This is a genomic window from Deltaproteobacteria bacterium, from assembly GCA_016709225.1.
Classification (GTDB): Bacteria; Myxococcota_A; Polyangia; order Nannocystales; family Nannocystaceae; genus Xiheibacterium; species Xiheibacterium phototrophicum.
In genome coordinates this window covers 1493570-1516466 of record JADJEE010000001.1, presented here as the reverse complement: position 1 = coordinate 1516466, position 22897 = coordinate 1493570, and the positions used below count along the sequence as shown (strand labels likewise).

Annotated in this window: 14 protein-coding genes; 8 read left to right on the top strand and 6 right to left on the bottom strand. The window is 72.6% G+C overall.

From position 1 onward, the window contains the following. Both tilS and ftsH read left to right on the top strand, forming a co-directional pair. Nucleotides 1-1146, top strand: coding sequence for a tRNA lysidine(34) synthetase TilS (gene tilS, locus IPH07_06270; GenBank protein ID MBK6916987.1), 1146 nt, complete (start codon nt 1-3; stop codon nt 1144-1146). After that, the gene (gene ftsH, locus IPH07_06265) at nt 1143-3065 is read left to right on the top strand and encodes an ATP-dependent zinc metalloprotease FtsH (protein MBK6916986.1); all 1923 of its coding nucleotides are present in this window, start codon (nt 1143-1145) and stop codon (nt 3063-3065) included. Before tilS ends, ftsH begins: the two co-directional genes overlap by 4 nt. Nucleotides 3066-3119: 54 nt before the next feature. Here ftsH and IPH07_06260 read toward each other — a convergent pair whose 3' ends face one another. The 6 genes from IPH07_06260 to IPH07_06235 all read right to left on the bottom strand — a co-directional run bounded on the left by IPH07_06260 (nt 3120) and on the right by IPH07_06235 (nt 10761). Continuing rightward, entirely contained in the window at nt 3120-3671 is a 552-nt protein-coding gene (locus IPH07_06260; protein MBK6916985.1) for a TlpA family protein disulfide reductase, read from the bottom strand. A gap of 76 nt (nt 3672-3747) precedes the next feature. Continuing rightward, nucleotides 3748-4311, bottom strand: coding sequence for a sigma-70 family RNA polymerase sigma factor (locus tag IPH07_06255; protein MBK6916984.1), 564 nt, complete (start codon nt 4309-4311; stop codon nt 3748-3750). 184 nt (nt 4312-4495) lie between these two features. Continuing rightward, a complete protein-coding gene (locus IPH07_06250; protein ID MBK6916983.1) occupies nt 4496-6397 on the bottom strand; it encodes a HEAT repeat domain-containing protein in 1902 nt (633 codons plus the stop codon). Then, entirely contained in the window at nt 6394-7284 is an 891-nt protein-coding gene (locus IPH07_06245; protein MBK6916982.1) for a tetratricopeptide repeat protein, read from the bottom strand. Before IPH07_06245 ends, IPH07_06250 begins: the two co-directional genes overlap by 4 nt. Then, entirely contained in the window at nt 7260-9293 is a 2034-nt protein-coding gene (locus IPH07_06240) for a hypothetical protein (GenBank protein ID MBK6916981.1), read from the bottom strand. Before IPH07_06240 ends, IPH07_06245 begins: the two co-directional genes overlap by 25 nt. Before the next feature lie 82 nt (nt 9294-9375). Further along, a complete protein-coding gene (locus tag IPH07_06235) occupies nt 9376-10761 on the bottom strand; it encodes a HEAT repeat domain-containing protein (GenBank protein MBK6916980.1) in 1386 nt (461 codons plus the stop codon). Nucleotides 10762-11015: 254 nt separating this feature from the next. Here IPH07_06235 and IPH07_06230 point away from each other — a divergent pair, with 254 nt between their 5' ends. From IPH07_06230 to IPH07_06205, 6 genes are all read left to right on the top strand, one after another. Next, complete coding sequence (locus IPH07_06230) at nt 11016-12431, top strand: VanW family protein (GenBank protein ID MBK6916979.1); 1416 nt, start codon at nt 11016-11018, stop codon at nt 12429-12431. A 133-nt stretch (nt 12432-12564) separates the two neighbouring features. Next, nucleotides 12565-13257, top strand: coding sequence for an SPOR domain-containing protein (locus tag IPH07_06225; protein MBK6916978.1), 693 nt, complete (start codon nt 12565-12567; stop codon nt 13255-13257). Nucleotides 13258-13396: 139 nt separating this feature from the next. Continuing rightward, a complete protein-coding gene (mutS, locus tag IPH07_06220; GenBank protein MBK6916977.1) occupies nt 13397-16045 on the top strand; it encodes a DNA mismatch repair protein MutS in 2649 nt (882 codons plus the stop codon). Between the two features lie 468 nt (nt 16046-16513). Then, nucleotides 16514-18904, top strand: coding sequence for a hypothetical protein (locus IPH07_06215; protein ID MBK6916976.1), 2391 nt, complete (start codon nt 16514-16516; stop codon nt 18902-18904). Between the two features lie 14 nt (nt 18905-18918). After that, nucleotides 18919-19770 (top strand): HEAT repeat domain-containing protein, encoded by an 852-nt coding sequence (locus IPH07_06210; protein MBK6916975.1) that lies wholly within the window; start codon nt 18919-18921, stop codon nt 19768-19770. Nucleotides 19771-19879: 109 nt separating this feature from the next. Continuing rightward, entirely contained in the window at nt 19880-22837 is a 2958-nt protein-coding gene (locus IPH07_06205; GenBank protein ID MBK6916974.1) for a hypothetical protein, read from the top strand. Nucleotides 22838-22897: the final 60 nt, after the last annotated feature.

Below are 22897 nucleotides of genomic sequence, written 5' to 3'. Positions count from 1 at the left end.
GTGGGCGCGACGCCAGCACGACACCCCAGCATCGGCGCTGCGCTGGGCCCCCTGCGTCGCGTGCTCGAGCGCGCCGTACCCTCGCCGGCCGCCGTGGTGGTGGGCGTGTCCGGCGGCGCCGACTCGATGGCCGCGCTGGGCCTGCTGCTGCTGCTGCGCCGGCGCCTGGGGCTGACGTTGGTGGTCGCGCACGTCGATCACGGCCTCCGCCAAGCGGGCGCGGCCGAGGCGGCGTTGGTGGCCGCGATCGCACGACGCGAGGGCTTGCGGTTCACGATCGATCGCCTGGCGCTGGGGCGCGGGCCCGATCTGGCGGCGCGGGCCCGCGCGCTGCGGCGCGACGCGCTGCGCGAGCGGGCGCAGCAGCACGGGGCCTCGGCGCTCGTGCTCGCCCACACCGCGACCGATCAGGCCGAGACGATGCTGCTGCAGCTCGCCCGTGGCACCGGCCTCGCCGGCCTGGCGGGCATGCCGGCGATCGAGCCGCTGAAACCCGACGCGCCGGCGCGCCGTCTGGCCGAGGGAGCCCGCATCGTGCGTCCACTGCTGCACTTGACCCGCGAAGAGACCCGCACGCTGGCGGCTCGGCTCGCGCTGCCGTTCGTGGACGATCCCAGCAACGACGATCTCCGCCAGCCCCGCGCACGCGTGCGGCATGGCCTGCTGCCGCTGCTGAGCGCGTTGAACCCCGCGGCCGTGCGCCACCTGGCGAACACCGCGGAGATCGTCGCGGGCTCGCTCCCCGCCGCCGACGAGATCGCTGTGGCGCCCTCGGTGCTGTCGCGCAGGGAGCTGCGCGCGTGCTCGAGCGCCGTGCGGCGACGGGCGATCCGAGCGCTGTGTCGCGCGCACGGGCTCGCGGCCGACGCGGTGCCCCACCGCGTGGTGGCCGACATCGACGCCGCGCTGGCGTCGGTCCCCGGGCCACGCGGCTGGGACCTCGCGGGCCATCGTCGCCTGCGGGCCGACGGCGACGCGGTGTGGATCGAGCACAGCGGCGCCGACGGGGCCGAGCCGCCGTGTGCGCCCACGGGCCCGGTCGTGGATGGGTCCAGCCCCACCACGGGACGTGCCGATGCGGGCCTGCAACCATTGACCCACCCCAACCCGGCGGCTATCCTGCCCGAACCCGGTCGAAGCGCGTGAAACAACAGACCAAGACGCTGCTGGTATGGCTCGGCCTGATTGTGGCGGTGTTGGCGCTTGCCAACCTGTTCAACACCAGCCAGCAGGTGAAGACGATCAGCTACGCGAAGTTCGTGGAGCAGGTCGACAAGGAGTGGAACACCTTCGCTTCGACCACGCTGTCGATCGAAGTGCACCCCTCGCACGTCGACATCGCGTACGAGCAGGACGGCCAGGCCTACGCCGTGGTCGGGCCCGCGACCGACGAACTCTACCTCAAGCTCAACGAGCACCACATCGACTACCGCGTCGAGCCCGAGGACGACAGCAGCCTCCTGCAGTTCGCGATCATGTGGCTGCCGATGATCCTCATCGTGATCATCATGGTGATGTTCATGCGCCAGATGCAGGCCGGCGGCGGCAAGGCGATGAGCTTCGGCAAGTCGAAGGCGCGGCTGCTCACCGAGCACCAGGGCAAGATCACCTTCAAGGACGTCGCCGGCATCGACGAGGCCCGCGAAGAGGTCGAAGAGATCATCGATTTCCTCCGCGACACCCGCAAGTACATGCGGGTCGGCGGCCGCATCCCCAAGGGCGTGCTCATGATGGGCCCGCCCGGCACCGGCAAGACCTTGCTGGCGCGCGCCATCGCGGGCGAGGCCGGGGTCTCGTTCTTCAGCATCTCCGGCTCGGACTTCGTCGAGATGTTCGTCGGCGTCGGTGCCAGCCGCGTGCGCGACCTCTTCGAGCAGGGCAAGAAGAACGCCCCGTGCATCATCTTCATCGACGAGATCGACGCGGTCGGCCGCCACCGTGGCGCCGGCCTGGGCGGCGGTCACGACGAGCGCGAGCAGACGCTCAACCAGCTGCTCGTCGAGATGGACGGCTTCGAGAGCAACGACGGCGTGATCTTGGTCGCCGCGACCAACCGCCCCGACGTGCTCGATCCGGCGCTGCTGCGCCCCGGTCGCTTCGATCGCCGCATCGTCGTGGGCTTGCCCGACGTGCGCGGTCGCGAGGCGATCCTCAAGGTCCACACCCGCAAGGTCCCGCTCGAGGAGCGCATCGACCTGTCGGTGGTGGCCCGCGGGACCCCGGGCTTCTCGGGCGCCGACCTCGAGAACCTCGTCAACGAGGCCGCGCTCATGGCCGCCCGCGAGAACCGCGATCGCGTGGCGCTGCGGGACTTCGAGCGCGCCAAGGACAAGGTCCTGATGGGCGCCGAGCGCAAGAGCGTGATGATCTCCGACGAGGAGAAGCGCACCACCGCGTGGCACGAGGCCGGCCACACCCTGGTCGCGATGATGCTCCCCGGCGAGCACGTCGACCCGATCCACAAGGTCACCATCATCCCGCGCGGCCAGGCCCTGGGCGTCACGCAGCAGCTGCCGGTCGAGGACCGCCACAACATCGAGCGCCGCTACGCCGAGGCCCGCATCGCCATCCTGATGGGTGGTCGCATCGCCGAGGAGCTGGCGCTGTCGGGGCAGCAGACGACGGGCGCGGGCAACGACATCGAGGTCGCGACCTCGCTGGCCCGCCGCATGGTGTGCGAGTGGGGCATGAGCGATCGGCTCGGGCCGATCGCGTACGGCAAGAACGAGACCGAGCCGTTCCTCGGCCGCGAGCTGTCGCGGCCGCAGAACTACTCCGAGGCGACCGCGCAGGCGATCGACCAGGAGGTCCGCGGCATCGTGATGGGCCAGTACGAGCGCGCCAAGGATCTGCTGGCGACCCACCGCGACGCGCTCGAGCGCCTCGCCAAGGCGCTGATCGAGCGCGAGTCACTCGGCATCGAAGAGGTCACCGCGTGCATGCAGGGCGTGCCGATGCCGCCCGTCGAGGACCCGAAGGTGCCGCCGAGCAAGGTCGCCACCGCGGGCAAGCCGGCCGACGAGCGCGCGGTGCGTCCGGGCCTCCCGGTCGCCGAGCCGACCTGATCGCGCGCCGGCAGGGCGTGGGCGCCGTGCCGGCAACCGGCCCGTCACGGCCCTTCAGGGCGTGCCGGCGAGCGCGGCATCGATGGCCGCCAACAGCTCGGGATCGTCGGCGGTCACGGTGCCGTCGCGACGCCAGCGGACGTGGCCGCTGCGATCGACGAGGAACGAGGTCGGGTAGCCGCGCACGTTCCACGGCGTGATGGCCTCGCTCTCGGGATCGAACACGATCGGGTAGGGCAGCCCGAATTCCTCGACCATGCGGCGCACGCCCATCAATGCGTTGCGGCGATCGACGCTCACGCCCACGACGCCGAAGCCCTGGCCGGCGTAGCGCTCGTGAAGGCGCCGTAGCGCCGGCAGCTCCTCGCGGCACGGTGCGCACCAGGTCGCCCACACGTTCAGCAGTACGACCTCGCCGCGCGCCGCGGCCAGATCGTAGGGCTGGCCGTCGATGGTCTTGCCGGTGAGCCCAGGCGCGGCCGCGTACGGCGAGGGGTCCTGCGCTGCGCTGCGCTCGTCGTCGTCGTCGTGTCGGCCGGCGCCGGCACCCTTGCCCTGGCAGGCCAGCAGGAGCGTGAGCGCGGCGATCGACGGCAGGGTACGCATGGGTCCGGGGACGGGGCCCGCACGATGTCGCGGTCGCCCGCGCGCGTCAACCCGTGCCTCCGCGGCGCCGGGTCGGTCACGCCGCGTGGGCGACGGCGCCGCCGAAGCCGAAGCCGCGGGCGTAGTCGGACAGTCGCTCGCGCAGCAGTCGACGGGCGCGGTGCAAGCGGCTCATCACGGTACCGAGCGGCACGCCGAGTCGGTCGGCGGCGTCGCGGTAGGGCAGGCCGCCGAGATCGACCAGCTCGACCACGCTGCGGTAGTGGGTCGGCAGCTCTGCGAGCGCCTCGATGCACTCGTCCGACAACGAGCACGCGGCGACACCGAGCTCGGGGTCCAGCGCCGCCTCGAGGCGCGCGCCGTCGAAGAGGTGATCGACGAGATCGCAGCGCGCCTGCACGGTCGTCACCACGCGCAGGTGACGGTGCCGCGAGATGAACGCGTTCATCAGGATGCGCGAGAGGTACGCGCCGACGTTGCCCGCGCGGTCGAAGCGATCCCAGGTCGCCCACGCGCGACACATCGCGTCCTGCACGAGGTCGGCGGCGTCGCTGGGTTGCCGGGTGAGACGGAGTCCGAGCCGGTAGAGGCGGGTGGCGTGCGGGGCGGTGGCGCGGGCGAACTCGGCGGCGGCGGTCATGCGCCCAGCACATGAGCAAGAGCGTCGCCCGCGGCGCCTCGCCTGCGATTCCAGCGAGTTGCCGAGCGAGCCCTGGGCGGACCCCCGCGAATGTCATCGAGCCGGGTTCGCTTGCAATGGATCGTCGCAAACCCTCCCTGGGCACAACGCGAATGATGCTGGAGCCCCCCGTCGGAGGGCGGGTTCACTCCGCGAGGCGCACCGGACCGAGGCCCGGTGCCGCCGCGAACAGCTGCCCGCCGATGCGCACCGCCGGCAGGGAGAGCGGGCTGCCGCCATCGACGGTGACGGCGATCCACGGGCTGCGGCCCTCGGGCGCTTCGACCTCGGCGACGCGGTGCACCCACGCGATGCCCTGGCCGCGGCCCCGGCGACGCCGGGCGTGGCGAGCCGCCTGCCGTACGCGGGTGTCGGGATCGGCGGCGGCGAGCCACGCGATGCGACGCCGCTCGAGCCGGTTGGGTCCGGCCGCCGATGCGGCGAGGATCGCCGCGACGCGCACGCGTGCGTCGGGGTCGACCAGGGCGCGGTCGTCGGCGCGCTGTACGAGCGCGCGCCAGCTCGCCGCGGCGCAGGCCCGCACCGCGGGGTCGCGATCGGCCAGCAGCGCCGCGGTCTCCCGACGGGCGTACTCGATGGCCGCGCCGCCGCGGTCGACCGCCCGCAGGGCCCACGCCGCGAGGCAGCGATCGCTGCGGGCGGCCGCGTGGTCGCGCGCCCATCCGACGATGCGCGCGACCACGCGGTGATCGTCGCGGCCGAGCGCGAGCGCGGGGCCGCGGAGCACTGCCAGCCCGAGCTCGACGCGACGATCGACCAGCGGCTCGTCGAGCCCGAGGCGCGCACGGATCGCGGCCGCGTCGATGCCGTGCGCGACCCGACCCAGGTGGGCCAGCGCGTCGACGTCGGGGAGCCGCACCAGCGCATCGAGCGAGCGCGCGTCGACGTGCAGGCGCGGCGCATCGTCGGGCGCCGGTGCATCGCGACCGGTGCGCACCGGCACGGCGAGCGCGGCCAGCTGGCGATCGATCTCGAGCTCGAGATCGGGCGAGAGCCCTGCGGCCCGGGCCTCCCGCAGCGCCGCGGTCGCGGCCGGGCCCCAGGCGACCAACACCGCCAAGGCCGGTCGTGCCAGGCTGGGGTCGCGCAGGCGCGCGGCGACCTTCGCCACCAGCGACGCGCTCGGGTCGGCGCGCAGGCCCAGCAGCTCGGCGACGTCGTTGCTGGTCAGGCCGGCCGGCGGCTCGTCGAGCGCTGCGATCAGCTCCCCGTCGAGCTCGACATCGTCGTCGCCGCGGTCGCTCGTGCGCAGCTGACACAACGCGGCCATCAGCGCGCGCGTGACCGGCGGCTCGTTCACCGCAGCGACCGCGCGGCCCAGCGCGCCCGCGACCCGCGGATCGCCGATCTGCCCCAGCGCACGCGCGGCGGCCATGCGCACGCTGGGCTCGGCGTCGTCGAGCAGCCGCGCCAGCGGCAGCGTGGCGTCGTCGGCCGCGAGCAGGCCCAGGCTCTCCACCGCGTACAGCCGCACGGTCGCCGACAGATCGCCCAGCTTGGCGAGCAGCGCACCGATCGCGCGCTCGCGTCGCTCGCCCCGTAGCCGCGCCCAGCCGAGGATCTGCGCCGCCTGGCCGCGCAGGCCGTCGTTGTCGTCGCGCAGGGCCCTGAGCAGCGCGTCGAATCCGGCGCCCTCGGGGGCGAGCGCCATCACGCGCAGCGCGGCGACCCGCAGGCTCGGCTCGCTGGCCGCCGACCACAGCGCCAGCGCCGACGGCACGCAGGCCTCGAGCTCGCGCTCGAAGCAGATGCGCAGGGCTTCGCGCTTGACCGCCGTCGACGGGTCGCCGAGCGCGTGGACCAGCCACGGTTCGATGATCGGGGTCGCGTAGGCGTCCAGCTCGAGCAGGGCCTCGACGCGGGTGTGATCCTGATCCTCGCGGGCGCGCAGCGGCGCGGCGGCGTGGGTGACCTCGGTGGGCCAGCGCGGCCAGCGATGGCGTGCGTCGCTGGGTTCGGCCGCGCCTGACACGGCCAGCGACGACAGCAGGGCGAGCGTGTGGATCATGCCGGCGACGTCGGTCACTCTACCAGTCGCGCGAGTGCGTCGTCGCCGGGAAAGCGCCGCTGCGCGCGGCGCAACGCGGTGCGAGCCTCGTCGTCGAGTCCGGCGTCGCGCAGCGTGACGACGAGGGTGTAGTGCACGTCGGAGCGCGCCTGGCCCTCGGCATCGACGGCCGCGCGCGCGTGACGAACGGCGGCCCCGTGGTCGCCGCGCGCGTGCTCGACGAGCGCGAGCGCCAGGTGCACCAGGCCCGGTCGCGCATGACGGGGCAGCAGCGCGAGGTAGTCGTCGCGGGCCGCATCGAGCTGGCCCTGCGCGAGCAGGAACGCGGCCTCGGTCTCGAGCAGCGTGAGGTCCGCGGGGTGTCGTGCACGACCGGCCCGCAGCGCGTCGCGAGCGGCCTCGAAGCGGCGCAGCTCGGTCGCGAGCACGGCGAGGTTCACGTAGCTGGCGGCCGCGCCGTCGGTGGCCTCGATCGCGGCGCCGGCGGCCCGCAACGCGGCGCCGGCGTCACCGAGCCGCACGAACACCACCGCGAGGCGTTCGAGGCTGCCGGCGTCGTGCAGCCGCGGCAGCAGCCACCGCGCGTCGTGGGCCGCCCCCTCGCGATCCTCCCGCGCGAGCCGCAGCTGCGCGCGCACCAGCACGATGCTGGGATCTTCGGGCGCGCGCGCGGCCGCCTCGACGATCGCTGCGTGGGCACCGTCGATGTCGCCGGCGCGCTGTCGGGCGCGCGCGAGGTCACGCCACAGCGCGGCGTCATCGCTGCCGCGGACCGCCATCGCGAGCTGACGCGCCGCCTCGCGGTCGTCGCCGCGGGCGAGCGCGGCGCGGCCCAGCACCGCGGGATCGGACGCGCACGCGACCACGCCGAGCAGCGCGACTAGGAGGCCGATGCGCGCAGCCACAGCCACACCCCCGCGCCGGCGAAGCCCGCGACCGCGATGGCGATCCACAGCGCCGTGCCGCCACCGGCGCGCACCGGCGCGGTCATCATCGGTCGCTGCGCGATGGGCTCGGCGAAGGGCGCCGCGACCACCGGTGGCGGCGCGCCGACCACCCGGCCCAGCTCGCTGCGTAGCTCGTGCAGGTCGACCACCTTCACGCGGCGCTGCGTCAGCGGGTGGATGAGGGTGTCGGTCGCGAACACCTCGCCGCGCCGGATCATCGCCTGTAGCTGTCCGATGGTGAACTCACCGAGCGGCCGACCGTCGCGCAGCAGACCGTGCACCCGCGGCTGCTCGTCGATGTCGTCGTCGTCGATGGCGATGGTGCCCCGGCGTGCGCGCTCGTGGGACTCCGGCCCCGGCACCGCGACCGCATCGCCCATCGAGCCGAAGAACGCGCCGCTCTCGGAGGATGGCGGCGTGGAGGGGTCGCGCTCGACCATCTCGGGCGCGTGCTCGCCGTCGACGGTCTCGAGCCGTCGCGCCGCGTCCTCGACGTCGCGGATGTCGAGCCGCAGCGCCGATGCGCTGGCCTCGGCTCGCCCTCCGTCGGAGGCCAGGCGGGTCGAGCTCTGCGACACGTCTTCGGTCAGCTCGAGCACCGCGTCGGTCGGCGCCGACGCGGCGATGCGCCGGGTCGCCCGATCGAGCTCGGCGAACGCATCGGTGTCCATGTTGGGTCGAGGCGCCCGCGTGGGCGCGTGCGGAGTCGCGGCCGCGGCGTGCATCGGCATGCCCACCAACATCGGCACCACCGTCGGCACACCGCCGGGGCCCGCCATCGGCACCCCGACCACGCCCATCGGCGCGAAGCCGGGCGGCAGCACGCCGCTGCCATGCGGCACCGCGATTGCGCCCGGCATCATGCCCGCCGGCATCACGCCCGCCGGCATCATGCCCGTCGGCATCATGCCCGCCGGCATCATGCCCGCCGGCATCATGCCCGCCGGCACCATGCCCGCCGGCACCATGCCCGCCGGCACTGGCCCTGGCGGCATCGCTCCTGGCGGCATCGCGCCTGGCGGCATCGGCATCGGCACCCCCGGATGCGACAGATCGATCGGGGAGGGCAGACCGGCATGCATCCGCGGATCGGCGAAGCCGCTGCGCGCGTCGCCGGGCGCCCGCAGATCGATCACCGCGCCGTCGGCGAGCGACTCGGCCAGCTCGGCCTTGAACGTGAGGATGTCGGGCTGTCGCGCGCCCAGGTCCGGCGCGGTGGCGCGCTCGAGGCAGAGCACGAGATCGTCGGGGCCGAACAATCCCAGGCCGGACAATGGCGTGCCGGCCTCGGGCAGGGGGCGCGCCGTCAGCAGCTCGATGAGCAGGCTCGCGACGCCGAACACGTCGCTGCCGATCGCGAGCTGCGGCGGCGCCAGCAGGTGCTCGGGCGTCAGCTGCGGCAGGCGTCCTTCGCTGCGCATGCGCTCGAGCCGGCGGGTGCGGCCGAGCAACGCGCCCACGCCGGGCTCGGCCAGGCTCACCCGGCCCGACGCGCTGATCCACACCGTGTCGAGCGTGACGTAGCCGTGGACCATCACACGGTGCAGCGCGGCCAGGGCGTTGCAGACGTGACCGACGATGGTCTGCGCCGCCTCGCGATCGATGGTGCGGCCGCGGGCGGCTCGCTCCTGCACCAGCGCGCGCGCGCTCTGGCCCTCGGGGTTGCCCTGCACGAGGTAGAGCCGGCGGCCCTGCACGACGTGGCCGTACTGCGTCAGCAGGTTGCGATGCTCGATCGGCGCCGCGCGGGCCACGTTGCGCAGCAGCCACGCGCGGACGTCGGCCTGGGCTGCGAGCACCGGGTCGATGAAGGTGACCAGCACGCCGGTGTTGCCGAACCTGCCGCGGTAGAGATCACCGTGGGGCAGGTCGGTGACGCGCTGCTCGATGCGCACGACCCCGCCGGTCTGGCCGCCGATGCGCAGCGACTCGGCCGAGATCTCCGTGCCGGGTTCGACGAGCTCCACGGGCCCCACGACCATAGCAAGCCGCGGAGGCGATCGCGACGTCGCGGCGATCCGGGCTCGCGGGCCCGCGGGCCGGTGCGCGTCACTTCCTGCCGAAGACCTCGTCGACCGACGGTTTCGTGCGGTCGTCGCGACCCTCGCGGATGCCCGTGAGCACCGCCCGCGCCCCCTCGCGCACGAAGGCGGTGACGTCGGCGTCCTGCGTGCGGCGCTCGAGCCAGGGCTCGACGACCTTGCGCACCTCGGGGGTGGTTGCCCTCATCTGACCCATGCTCATCAGGATCTCGAGCGCGAGGGTGTCCTCGGGCAGCAGGATCTCCTCGGCATCGTCCTGACCGTCAGGACTCATGAAGATGCGGATCCGCGGGCACACGAAGGCGAGCTCGGCGTCGGTCGAGTTGTCGTAGGTGCGCACCAGCGCGAGGTTCGACTGCTCGTGGGCGAAGATGCCGAGCGCGTGGACGATCGCGCAGCGCAGCTCCACGTCGGCGGTGGGCAGGCGATCCTCGAGCACGTTGACGAGCTCCTTGGCGCCGCGTTGGTCGCGGTGCTGGGCGATCGCCCACGCGGCGACCCGCTGCGCCAGGGCATCGCCGCGCTGCAGCACCTCGCCGAGCACCTCGCGCGAGCTCAGCACCTGCACCGAGCCGAGCGCGAAGAGCAGCCGCGGATCGACGGGGCCGCCGCCGGCGAGGTCGGCGGTGACCTCGTCCTGCAGCGCGACCACCATCGAGCGCTGCTGCAGCCGCCCCAGGGCGATCGCCGCCTCGCGGCGGGTGGCGTCGTCGCCGGTGCGCACGGCGGCGACCAGCGGCGGCACCAGCGGGCGCCGGTTCTGCACGTCGCGATGGCGGCCGATCGCCCACGCGGCCCACGGCGCCGCCTCACCGCCCTTGGCCAGTGCGACCCGCAGCGCGGGCAACACCTCGGGCGCGCGACGGATCGACAGCTGCTTCACGGCCTCGATCTGCCGCGGGCCGTCGCCGCGCTCGAGCGCGCCGAGGTAGATGCCGATGTGCTTGTAGTAGCCGTCGACATCGTGGGTCACGAAGTTGAACGCCATGCTCGTGACCAGCCCCGCGCTGAGCAGCAGCGCCGGGAAGCTCCACGTGCTGCGCTGCATCGACACCGCCACGCCCTCGACGTCCTCGTCGCGCCGGGCCGCGCCCGGCAGGCGCCCGGTGATGTGCGTGCGGCGGAACGCGCCGTCGAAGACCAGCTCGTCGAGCAGGAGCGCGTCGAACAGCGCGGCGATGGCCACCACGGTGAAGCCGGCGATGCGCAGCCATTGCTCGGCCGAGTCGGTTGCCGGCACGTTGCGGATCAGCCGGGCGACCCACACCGACACCGCGATGCCGCCGGCGTTCGCGATCACGGCGAACGAGAACAGCTTCGCCCAGGTCGGCGTCGCGCGCGTGGTGACGACCTGGATGGATGGTCGCCCAGAAGGCTCCTCGGAGTCCGACACGCGGGGAATCATGACCCGGATGCAGACGCCTTCCCAGCGCGGGAGTTCCCACCCGCCGGGGTGGCCTTCGTTCGTGCGGGTTTCTTGCGTGCGAGGGCGTCGGGGCCCTAGCGTGCGCCTCGACGACGATGGTCGACATCCCAGGGCAGCGGCGCGGCGAAGCGGCCGATCCCGCCCACGCCTCCCGCCTTGCGGGCCCGGCGTCGGGCCGAGCGCGACGTCCGTCGCGCCACCACGCGCACACACCGGCCACGGTGACGCGCTGGCTGGCGCGTGCCGAAGCGGTGGCGTTGACGGCCGCCGTGGTCGTGGCCCTCGGCCAGGCCGCGGGCTCCTATCGCGCATCGCTCGAGGATCCGCGCCCGATCGCGGGGGTGCGCGCGGGCGGTCTCGCCGTCGGCGGTCTCGCCGGCGAGGGTCTCGATGCGGTGGTCAGCGCCGCCGCCCAGGCTGCGCTCGATCGGCCGATCACGTTGCGCGCCGGTGAGGTCGAGGTGACCCGCTCGCCGCGGGTGATGGGCGCGCTCGCCGAGCCCACGCTGGCGGTCGAGCAGCTGACCCGGGTCGGCAAGTCGGGCCACCTGCTCGACGATCTCCATACCCGTGTGCTCGCGGCGCGCCACGGCATCGACGTGCCGATGAGCTTCCGCTTCGACGAGCCCGCTGCGCTCGCGCAGCTGGTCGAGCTGGCGCCCGCAGTCGATCGACCGTCGCTGGCGACGCGCCTCGATCTCGAGCGACGCCGCGTCGATGCGGCCGAGCCCGGCAGCGCACTGCTGGCCCACGACGCGCTCTCGGCGGTCGCGGTCGGGCTCGCAGCCGGCAGCGCCACGGTCGAGCTCCCGGTCGCCGAGAAGCCACCGGTCGCCGACGATCCATTGGCGCAGCTGCAGCATGTCGACATCTCGACGGTGCTGGGCTCGTTCGACACCCCGTACTCGACCGCCGAGAAGGACGCCGACCGCACCTTCAACGTGAAGGTCGGCGCGACCAAGCTCTCGGGCTTCGTGCTGATGCCGGGCGAGACGTTCTCGTTCAACGACGTGGTCGGGCCGCGCACGCCGGAGAACGGCTTCCGCTACGGCGGCGGCATCACCGGTGGGGAGCTCGTCGACGTGCTCGGCGGTGGCATCTGCCAGGTCAGCTCGACGCTCTACGGCGCGGGCTTCTTCGCCGGGCTCGAGATGCTCGAGAACCGCCCGCACAGTCGTCCGAGCAGCTACGTCGACATGGGCCTCGACTCGACGGTCGTGTTCCCCGACGTCGACCTCAAGATGCGCAACCCGTTCGACTTCCCGGTCGTGTTCTCGATGGTCGTGCGTCAAGGCAAGGTGCACGCCGAGGTGCTCGGCGCGCGAAGGCCCTGGCAGGTGGCCTTCGAGCGGGAGCTGGTCGAGTCGATCCCGTATGGGACAATCTGGCGCAATGACGATAGCTTGCGCGCGGGTGCTCGAGTGGTTTCTCAACGGGGCATGCGGGGCTTCAAGGTGAAGCGGACGCGCAAGATCTATCAAGCCGGCGAGCTCGTGCGCGAGGAGCCACGCGAGCTGAAGTACCCGCCGACCAGCGAGATCGTCCGGGTCGGCACCAACCCCACGGGGGCGGTGCCCGAGGACAAGCCGCACGCCCCGCTGCGTGATCCGGCGCCGCATCTTCGCATCGTGCAGTAGCGCGTCGCCGCCTCGCGGTGGGCGTTCGTCGATTTCTTGGCGAACGATCGCGGCTCGATCAAGGTGGCGCCACGCGGCCTTGGTTTCGACAACCCGCCCGTTGCCGCGGGGCCTGCTGCGTGCGGAGATCGTCATGCGAGACATTCACAAGTGGAAAGACAAGGTCGAGCTGAGCCTCGACAATCGCCAGATCTTCTTCCTGTTCTTCGGGCTGTCGATCGTCGGGTGCTTCGTGTTCGCGCTCGGCGTGATGGTCGGACGACGGGTGGACTTCGACACCGTCGCCCAGGCCGACGCCGAGCCGGCCGCCGGGCTCGCGTTGCTCGACGTGCCCCCGGGCGAGCCCACCTCCTATGATGCGGGCCTGCGCGACGACGCTGCGGTGTCGCCGTTGGCCACGCCGCCGGTCGCGATCGCGCCGGAGGCCGACGCCGCGCCAGCGCTGCCCGGCGCCGCGTCGTCGTCGGCAGCGAAGTCGGCCGGCAAGCCCACCGCAGGCAAGGCCGAGAAGGCCGCCGCCGGCGACAATGCCGCGCCCGTGGCCGCGAAGCTCGACGATGCCACGCTCGCCGCGTCGAGCAGCGCCGTCGCCGGTCGTCGCTTCACGCTGCAGATGAAGGCCTTCGCGAAGGCCGAGGAGGCCGAGGCCTTCGCCGCGCCGCTGCGCAGCAACGGCCACGACGTGCGCGTCGAGGCCCACGAGATCAAGGGCCGCGTGTGGCACCGCGTCCGCATGGGTGAGTTCGACACGTGGGAAGAGGGCCTCACCGCCAAGGGCGACTTCGAGAAGTCCGAGAAGATGATCGCGTACGTCGTCCGCCTGTAGCGGCCAAGACGCACGCCAAAGGGGCGAGTGGGCCCCCACGATGCGCGACGGATCCCTGCCGGGACCGTCGCGTTTTCACGTGGTTGGCCGCGCGCGAGGGCCGGCCGCCGCCGCGCCGTGATACAAGTCCGCCGTCGTCATGCCGGCGCCGCACAACTCGGCCGATACGCCCGTGATGCGCCAGTTCCTCGAGGTGAAGGCGCGCCACCCCGATGCGATCGTCATGTTCCGCATGGGCGACTTCTACGAGATGTTCTTCGAGGACGCGGTCGCGGTCGCGCCCGTGCTGGACATTGCGCTGACCAGCCGCGACAAGGGCGTCGAGGACCCGGTGCCGATGGCCGGCGTGCCCTACCACGCGCTCGGCGGCTACCTGCGCACGCTGGTGGAGCGCGGCTTCAAGGTCGCGATCTGCGAGCAGCTCGAGAGCCCCGAGGATGCGCGGCGCCGCAAGGGCCCCGGCGCCAAGATCGTCAAGCGCGACGTCGTGCGCGTGGTGACCCCCGGCGCGTTGCTCGACGAGGAGCACCTGCGCGGCGAGGAGCCCAACTACCTCGCGGCCATCAGCGGTGCGGGCATCGGCGAGGCGACCGGGCCGTGCAGCCTGGCCTGCTACGATCTGAGCACCTCCGACTTTCTGGTCGTGCGGGCCGACTCGTGGAGCGCGCTGCGGGCCGAGCTCTCGCGGCTCGCGCCCCGCGAGGTGTTGGCCGACGCCGGCGTGCATGACTCGCTGCGGGCGGCGTTGGCCCCCGAGCCGCCGCGGCTCGAGCCGCTGGCGGCCGCCGACGTCGCCACACTCGCCCGCGTGCGCGCGCTGGCGAAGGAGAGCGGGCTGCAGGCGATCGACGACGATGGTCTGCGTGCCGCCGCGGCGGTGCTGGCCTATGCCGAGGCCACGCAGCCCGGGCAGACCCTGCTCGTGCACCGGCTGCGACTGCACGAGCCGGCGCAGCACCTGGTGCTCGACGAGGCCTCGCTGCGCAACCTCGAGGTCTTGAAGACCATGCGCGATGGCTCGCGCCGGGGTAGCCTGCTGTGGTCGCTCGACGCCACGCGCACCTCGATGGGCGCACGCTCGCTGCGGGCGTGGATCGGCGCCCCCTCGCGTGACCGCGGCGTCATCGCGGCACGCCAGGACGCCATCGACGCGCTGGTTGCCGAGGCCCGCGTGCGCGAGACCGTGCAATCGCAGCTCAAGGACGTGCGCGACGTCGTGCGACTGACGGCGCGCACGCGGCTCGGCACCGTCACGCCGCGGGAGCTGGGTGCGCTGCGGGCCTCGCTGGCGGCGCTGCCGGCCCTGGCCAAGAGCCTGGCGGAGCTGGCGCGACGACGTACCGACCGCCAGGTGCCCGCGGCGATCGATCTCGGCGACGATCTGCTGCACGACGTGCTCGCCGATCTCGCGGCGACGCTGGTCGACGATCCGCCGGCGGTGACGCGCGACGGCGGCATGATCCGCGACGGCGCCGACGACGAGCTCGACGAGCAGCGACGACTCCGGGACGGGGGCCAGCGCGCGCTCGCGGCGATCGAGGCGCGCGAGCGCGAGCGCACCCAGATCCCCACGCTCAAGGTGCAGCACAACCGCGTGTTCGGGTACTTCCTCGAGGTCTCGCGGGCGCACCTGTCGAAGGTGCCCAGCACATGGGTGCGCAAGCAGACCATCGCCGGCGGCGAGCGCTTCGTGACCGAGGAACTCGCCGGCCACGAGGCCAAGGTGCTCGCCGCCCACGATCGCCAGCTCTCGCGCGAGCTGGAGCTGTTCGTCGCGCTGCGCGGACGCGTCAGCGCGCAGGCCGAGCGGCTCGTGACCGTCGGCGAGCGCATCGCGGCGATCGACGTGTTGGCCGGGCTCGCCGAGCTGGCCGCCCGCCACGACTGGGTGCGGCCCGAACTCGTCGAGGAGCCCTTGCTCGCGCTCGAGCGCGCGCGCCATCCGGTGGTGGAGCGCATGCTCGAGACCGGGCGCTTCGTGCCCAACGACACCTTCGTGCGGGCCCAGGCCGGCGGTCAGGAGGCGCGCCTGCTGCTGGTCACGGGCCCCAACATGGGTGGCAAGAGCACGGTGATCCGGCAGGCCGCGCTGGTGACCTTGATGGCGCACATGGGCAGCTTCGTGCCCGCCGCGCGCGCGCGCGTGGGGCTGTGCGATCGCATCTTCACGCGGGTCGGTGCGGCCGACGACCTCGGTCGTGGCGAGAGCACCTTCATGGTCGAGATGCGCGAGACGGCGCAGATCCTCGAGCGCGCGACCGCCCAGAGCCTGGTGCTGCTCGACGAGGTCGGGCGCGGCACCGCGACCTTCGACGGGCTCTCGCTGGCATGGGCGATCGTCGAGCACCTGCACGACCAGATCGGCGCGCGGGCCCTGTTCGCCACCCACTACCACGAGCTGTGCGCGCTCGAGGGCACGCTCGCCGGGGTTCGCAACGTGCACGTCGCCGTGCACGAGGATCGCGGGCGCATCCTCTTCCTCCACCAGCTCGCCCCGGGCCCGGCGGGTCGCAGCTACGGCATCGCGGTCGGTCGCCTCGCCGGCCTGCCCGCACGGGTGCTGCGTCGCGCCACGCGGATCCTCGAGCGGCTCGAGGCCGATCACGTCGGCGGTGCGCGGCCGCAGCTGGATCTCTTCGCGGCGGCACCGTCGACCGCCGCCGGCCCCGAGGTAGGCCTGGCCGCGTCGCTGTGGGACGAGCTCGGCCAGCTCGATCTCGACGCGATGACGCCGCGGGACGCCCACGCCTGGCTCGCCGGCTGGGTCGAGCGCGCGCGGCGGTCGTAGTGCCTCCTCGGCCGTCCTTGCTCGAGGGGGGCGCGCGGCCGCGGGTCGGCGCACGGGTCGTCGGGCCCGGTCGCCCGCGCGTTGGTTCGAGGCGTCGGGCCCCCCGAATGCCAGACGTCGTCGACGGCCGGGGACCTCGATCGCCGGCGATGTCGGCCCCATCGTGGGCGATCCACTCGCGATCGCCTACATCGATCGCTCGACGATCGTCACCTCGAACCACCGCGGCGCGACCGGATCTCGCGTGTCACAGCGCGGGATTGCGCGGTAGCATGCACCTCGAGGCGCTCCCTGGGCGTCGCTTGGGGGCCGCGGCCCCACGCGTTTTTCACGAAGCGGGGACGCCGGCCCCGTGATCGCACCGGCGGTCATCGAAATCCCAGGCGTTTTTCGCGAGCACGGAACCTGCTCATCATACCCATCGAACGAGGAGTGGACGCGATGCGACGCACCCGACTGCTAGCCACGATGACTGCCGCACTGTTGGCGCCGCTGCTCCCGGGCTGCGGCGACGCGCCCACCAAAGACGACGAAGGACTGCGTGTGCTCGCCGATGGCGGCATCGCAGACATCGCGTTCATCTCGCGACCCAAGCGCGGCGGGGTCGGTGACGTGTTCCAGTACAACTCCTTCTCGGTACAGGACGCCGACGGCAACCCGCTGAGCGCGAACATCATGCGCATGCGGACGGTGTCGGGCGGCGGCAAGGCCGAGCCCATCACGCCGTTCGGGACCGGCGAGTGGGGCAACGCCGACATCATGTCGATGGACGTGTCGTTCGACGGTCAGGAGATCGTGTTCTCCGCCCGGCTCGAGACCGACGCGAACTACAACCTCTATCGCATCAAGATCGACGGCACCAACCCGGAGGAGGCCGGCAAGAAGGGGCCCGCGTTGATCCACACCGGCCCGTACGACTCGGTCTATCCGGTGTACCTGCCCGGTGATCGCATCTTCTTCACGACCAACGAGACCTCGGCCGCGGGCGTGAAGCAGTTCCGCGACGAGTACGAGCGCGGCGTCACGGCCCAGGCGGCGACGATCGACAAGCGCGGCGGCGATCTCGAGTTCGGCCCGCGCAACCTGTCGCACCGCGTGTCGCCCACGCTCATCACCACCGCCGACGGCCGCGGTCAGATCCTCCACACCAACTGGGACCACCTCACCAACGTCAACGAGGGCAACCTGATGGTGATGAACCCCGACATGACCGGGGGTGCCGAGTTCTTCGGCAAGGAGGGCTCGGGCGTCGCCAACAGCTACCTCAAGGCGCGTCAGGTCAACGGCTCGCAGTTCCTCGCGATCGCGACCTCGCGTGACCGGACCTTCCAGGCCGGCGCGGTCATCCTCATCGACCACGGCAAGAACGAGGTCAGCTCGACCGCCGAGGTGCTCACGCCCGACGTGCCCCGCGATCGCAGCCCGTCGTTCGACAAGATCGGCCGCTACTACGACGCCTTTCCGGTCACCGACGACGCCGGCAACCTGCGCCACGTGCTGACCTCGTGGGCCAACGGCCCGGTGCAGACCGACGTCGCCGCCGGCGGCACCAACGAAGAGGGTGTCGACTACGGCGAGGGTGCAGGGCCGCCGGACTTCGGCATCTACGTGCTCGATCCGAAGACCAACACGCGCCTGCCCATCTACAACGACGAGGACATGTGGGACGTGCTGCCGCTGGCGATCGGCAAGGCGCGCCCGGTGCCGACCTCGCCGGCCGGTGCGACTGCGGACACCCCCGACGGCACCGCGCTCATCGGTGCGCTCGACGTGCGCGAGAGCAGCCTCGGCGGCGCACCGACCGGCGGCATGTACCGCGTGCGCGTGATCGAGGGCTTCTCGGCGGAGGAGGGCATCCCGATGGACTTCGGGCTGACCGAGTCCGACGGCGCCATCTTGCTCGGCGAGGCGCCGGTGGTGCACGACGGCGACTACTCGTTCGCGGCCTACGTGCCGGAGGAGCGGCCGATGCACCTCCAGACGCTCGACGGCTTCGGCATGTCGATGCTCAACGAGGACCGGTGGTTCTCGGCGGCCGCCGGCGAGCAGCGCTTCTGCGGCGGCTGCCACGAGGAGCGCGGTGGCTCGCAGCTGGGCGATCCCGGCGTGACCCAGGCCATGGGCATGGGCGCGGCCAACCTCGCGCTGGCCTACGAGGAGCGACGCCTGCCCGATGCGGCGTCGGCCGACTATGCCGCGATGATCGGCAAGCTGGTGACCCCGGACGATCCGCAGTTCGCCGACGCGCCGCGCGTGCGCGGCATCCCGTGGGACCTCGCGGTGCAGAAGGTCATCGACGATGCCGGCTGTGCCACCTCCGGCTGCCACGACGGCGCGCAGAGTGCCGCCAACCCGTGCGCGACCATCACGCCCGACATGCCGCCCGGTGAGCCCGCGGCGACGCCGGTGACCTGGTGCTTCGACCTGCGCGGCGACGTGATCGACTGGGAGTACGGCCGCATGATGGGCGCCTACACCCGCAGTCACATCTCGATGCTGTTGATGGCGGGCATGTCGAACGAGCCCGACGTGGAGATCGCGAGCGCCGACCCGGCGCATCCGTACCAGGCGTACATGGTGCCGCAGTCGGCCCGCGACTCCGTGCTCATCAAGTACGTGCAGCCCGAGCAGGTCTACCCGGTGCACGACCCGGCGGTGGTCGCATTCGCGGGCGAGATGAAGGCCAACGGCCAGCCCTACGCCAGCTCGCACCCCAATGCCGACACGCCCGGCTTCGACGCCGCGGTGCATCGCCCGCTGACGACGCAGGAGAAGTACCTGCTCGTCGTGGTCGCCGACCTCGGTGGTCAGTACTACAGCCTCGAGAACGCGCCGGGCCAGGACTCGTACGGGAACTGAGGAGGAGATTCGCCATGCAGACACGCAAGCAAATCCTGGGAGTGTGCAAGGCCCTCGCCCTCGTGACCGCGCTGGCGCTGCCGCAGGTGGCCAGCGCGGGCAAGGGCGCCAGCTACGCCTCGCTGCGCAACGCGATCGCGACCGGCAATCGCGACAGCATCCTCGCCGAGGTCGAGCGGGCCGAGAAGCTGCCGTGCGGCCCCTGCGTCGACCTCGTCACGCCGCTCATCGATCACGACGACGCCGCCGTGCGCGACGTCGCCGCGTGGTGGCTGGCCAAGCGAGGGATTCGCGATCAGATCCGCGATCAGATGTTCGAGCGCCTCGCCGGCGGCGACGCGATCGCGGCCCGCAACGCTGCGCAGGTGTTGGGGCGGTTCGCCCATCCCGACGCACTGATGCCGCTCGAGCTGGCCATCCACGACGACGCGCTCGGCGACGAGGCCCGGGTCGCGGCCGCGATCGCGGTCGGCGACATCGGTGACTACCGCGGCAAGGACGTGCTCGAGGCCGCGATCACGTCGGAGTCGGCCGCGGTGCGCGAGGCCGCCGCGCGGGGCCTGCGGAACATCCGCGGCAACGTCGATGCGGTCGCGGTGGTCGACCTGCTGGTCGACACCGAGGAGGGCGTCGTGCGGGAGGCCGTGCTCACGGTCGGGGCGCTGCGCGAGCGCTCGGCCGTCGGTGCGCTCACCGACGTCGTGCGCGACACCACGCTCGCGGCGACGGTGCGCCGCGACGCCGCGTGGGCGTTGGGCAAGATCGGCGACGGCAGCGCGCGCGAAGTGCTGAAGGCGGTCGAGGCCGACGACGCCAGCATGCTCGTGCGCGGCGCAGCCCGTGCGGCGCTGCAGTCTCTGCGCTGACGCCGATCGATCGCGGGTGCGAAGCATCGCACCCGCGATCCTCGCCCGTCGCGCGCGGTTGGTGCTTGTGGGAACGCGCCGCCCCGTTCGACACTGATCCAAGGTGAGCATGGACCGTCGACCTCACGCCCTCGGCCTGCACGTGCTCGGCTACGCCGTGATCGTGCTTGCGGCCTGCCAGGACCCCGCGCTCGAGCAGCGCACCTACTACAGCCAACGGATCGCGCCGATCCTCGAGGAGAACTGCGTGCGCGGGACCGCCGACGGTCTGTGCCACGTCGAGTCCGACGAGTCGCCGGGGCAGGCGCTCGGCAACCTCGACCTGAGCACTTTCGAGGCGGTGCACCGACGGCCGGAGCTGCTCGCCAGCTACGGCAGCTACCCCGAGCCGGTGCTGTTGATGAAGGCCGTGAAGCCCAACGAGCTCACGCTGCAGTACGCCGGTGCGCCCTACGACAGCGAGATCGTGCACGCCGGCGGCGGCATCCTCTCGGCCTCGTCCGAGGCGTTCATCGATCTGCAGCAGTGGCTGCGCGACGGCGCGACCTTGGATGGCGTGCCGCCCGAGCGCGTGGCGCAGCAGGGCTCGGGCCCGTGCTCGACGGCCCTGCGCCCCGAGGTGATGCCGTTCCTCGGCAGCGCGACCGGGCCCGCGTTCGATGCATTTGTGAAGGACGTGCAGCCGATCCTCGGCGCGCGCTGCAGCTACGGCAGCTGCCACGGCTCCACCCAGAGCGACCTCTACCTCACCTGCGGTCAGACCCCCGAGCAGCAGCAGCACAACTTCATCGTCGCGCAGTCGTTCGTGTCGACCGAGACCGATCGCAGCGAGCTGCTGCTGCGCCCGCTGGCGCCCAACGCCGGCGGTGTCGATCACTCGGGGGGCGACATCTGGAACAGCGCCTCCGATGCCGAGTTCGCCCGCCTGCGCAAGTGGAGCGAGCTGGCGGGGCCGCTGGTGCTCTCGGACGCGACGGCGGAGTTCGACTACTTCGCGGGGCATGTGATGCCGGCGCTGCTGCGCCGCGGCTGCGCGATGCCGCAGTGCCACAGCCCGCAGGGCTTCAACGACTACCGGCTGCGCGCCGGTTCGCGCGGCTTCTTCAGCCCGCTGGCGCTGCGCCGCAACTACGACGCCACGCTGCGGGAGTTCGTCAGCCTCGACGCCGCCGATCCCAACGAGTCGCGCCTGCTGAAGAAGAACGTCGCGGGCGCTCGCGGCGGCATCCAGCACCGTGCGGGCATCGTGCTGCTGGACCAGATGGGCGCCGACGACCTCGGCAACCCGGAGGTGTGCCCGGCCGGACAGGACGAGCAGCCGACGTCGTACTGCACCGTGGTCGAGTGGATCCGCCGCGAACGAGCGGCGGCGCTGGCGGCCGATCGCGTGTCGGCGCTCGCCGAGGGCGACACCGTGCCGGTGGTCTACGTCGATCGGCCCGCGGATCCCGATCGCGTGATCGACTTCGCGACCTTCCGCGGCGGCGCCCAGCTCATGCGCGTGGACGTCACGCTCGGGCCGGGCGGCACCATCGTGGGCGCTGGCACGCCGAGCGCCATCGACCTCTCGGGCTGCGGGGTCGGGGCCGACCTCGACATCCGCGGGCCCGAGGTCTCCTACGACGCGACCCAGCTGGCGTTCGCGCTGCGTGACGGCGAAGGCGACGGTCTCGACATCTACGTCGCGGGGCTCGACGGCAGCGGCTGCGCGCAGCTCACGACCGACGGGCAGGGCAGCGTCGACGGGGTCGCGCAGCACAACCTCGATCCCGTGTGGGTGCCGGTCGATGCCGTGCACGCGCCGCAGGGCGCCATCGTCTACGCGTCGACCCGTGCCGGGCGCTCGGGCCACGCCAACCTCTCGCCGCGTTACCGGCTGCCCGCCACCAACCTCTGGCGCATGACCCCGGACGGCGAGGACCTGGGCCAGATGACGTTCTTGAACGGCTCGGAGCTGATGCCCGCCGTGATGCAGAACGGCCAGATCACGATGACCACCGAGAAGGCGACCGAGAGCTTCTATCAGCTGTCGGGACGCCGCATCAATTGGGACCTCACCGACTATCACCCGCTACTCGCCCAACGCGACAGCATCGGCTACGGCCAGGCGACCTTCGTGCGCGAGTCGTTCGATCGCGACTTCCTGATGATCGTCTCGGATCCAGCCGCGCGGTTCTCCGGCGGTGCGCTGGTCGCCTTCAATCGCAGCCTGGGCCCGTTCGAGATGGCGCGGCTGGGCGAGGACGCCTACGCGCCGTCGCTGAGCTTCCTCGATCCCGCGGCGGCGAACGCTGGCAAGGGCAGCGCGACCGGGGCCTACCGCTCGCCGTATCCCGCGCCCGACGGCTCGGTGCTCGTCAGCTACGCCGCCGGCACGCTCGATCTCACCAACGCGGCGGCGGCCGTCGACTACGACCTGGTCGTGCTCGATCCGGTCACGGGCGTGCGCACGCCGATCGCCGGGGGCCCGGGCTTCCAGGTCGACGGCGTGCTGGTGATGCGACGATCGCTGCGCAACGTGTTCGTGAACCTGCCCCAGCTGGTGTTCGGCGGCGTGAACGTCGGCGACGCCGCCGGTCCCGACGAGGCGTGGGCGCACTTCCCCGATCTGCCGATGCTGGCCACGCTGCTGACCGACAACCACCGCGGTGGTCGCGATCTCGAACGGCTCGCGGCCGGTGACACGCTCGCGGTCTACGCCGCTGCGCCGCCACCGGGCGGCGACGTCGACGATGGCTCGACCCACCAGGCGTGGCAGCTGCTGGGCACCCACGCGCTCGCCGATGACGGCTCCGCGTTCGTGCGCGTGCCCGCCGGGCAGCCGCTCGTGCTCGAGCTGCGCCAGGGCAGCACGCCGCTGCTCACCATGACCGAGGAGCACCAGTTCGGCCCCGGCGAGCAGACCAGCCTCGGCATCAGCCGCACGTTCTTCGACGGCGTCTGCGGTGGCTGCCACGGCTCGATCGAGGGGCCCGAGCTCGACGTGGTCGTGAACCCCGACGCGCTCACGGGCGCGAGTGTCTCGGAGTCGCGCCCGCAGCCGGGCGCGTTGCCATCGCCCTTCTGATCCCCGGCGCGGGGACGATCCCCGCGCGCCTGCGCAGGTGGGCCGAGCCGGCGGCGGTGT

Coding starts and splice junctions, on each gene's coding strand:
- IPH07_06225 (MBK6916978.1), top strand. CDS start 12,565: ATGCGAGACATTCACAAGTGGAAAGACAAGGTCGAGCTGAGCCTCGAC.
- IPH07_06205 (MBK6916974.1), top strand. CDS start 19,880: ATGGACCGTCGACCTCACGCCCTCGGCCTGCACGTGCTCGGCTACGCC.
- IPH07_06260 (MBK6916985.1), bottom strand. CDS start 3,671: ATGCGTACCCTGCCGTCGATCGCCGCGCTCACGCTCCTGCTGGCCTGC.
- IPH07_06210 (MBK6916975.1), top strand. CDS start 18,919: ATGCAGACACGCAAGCAAATCCTGGGAGTGTGCAAGGCCCTCGCCCTC.
- mutS (MBK6916977.1), top strand. CDS start 13,397: ATGCCGGCGCCGCACAACTCGGCCGATACGCCCGTGATGCGCCAGTTC.
- IPH07_06255 (MBK6916984.1), bottom strand. CDS start 4,311: ATGACCGCCGCCGCCGAGTTCGCCCGCGCCACCGCCCCGCACGCCACC.
- IPH07_06215 (MBK6916976.1), top strand. CDS start 16,514: ATGACTGCCGCACTGTTGGCGCCGCTGCTCCCGGGCTGCGGCGACGCG.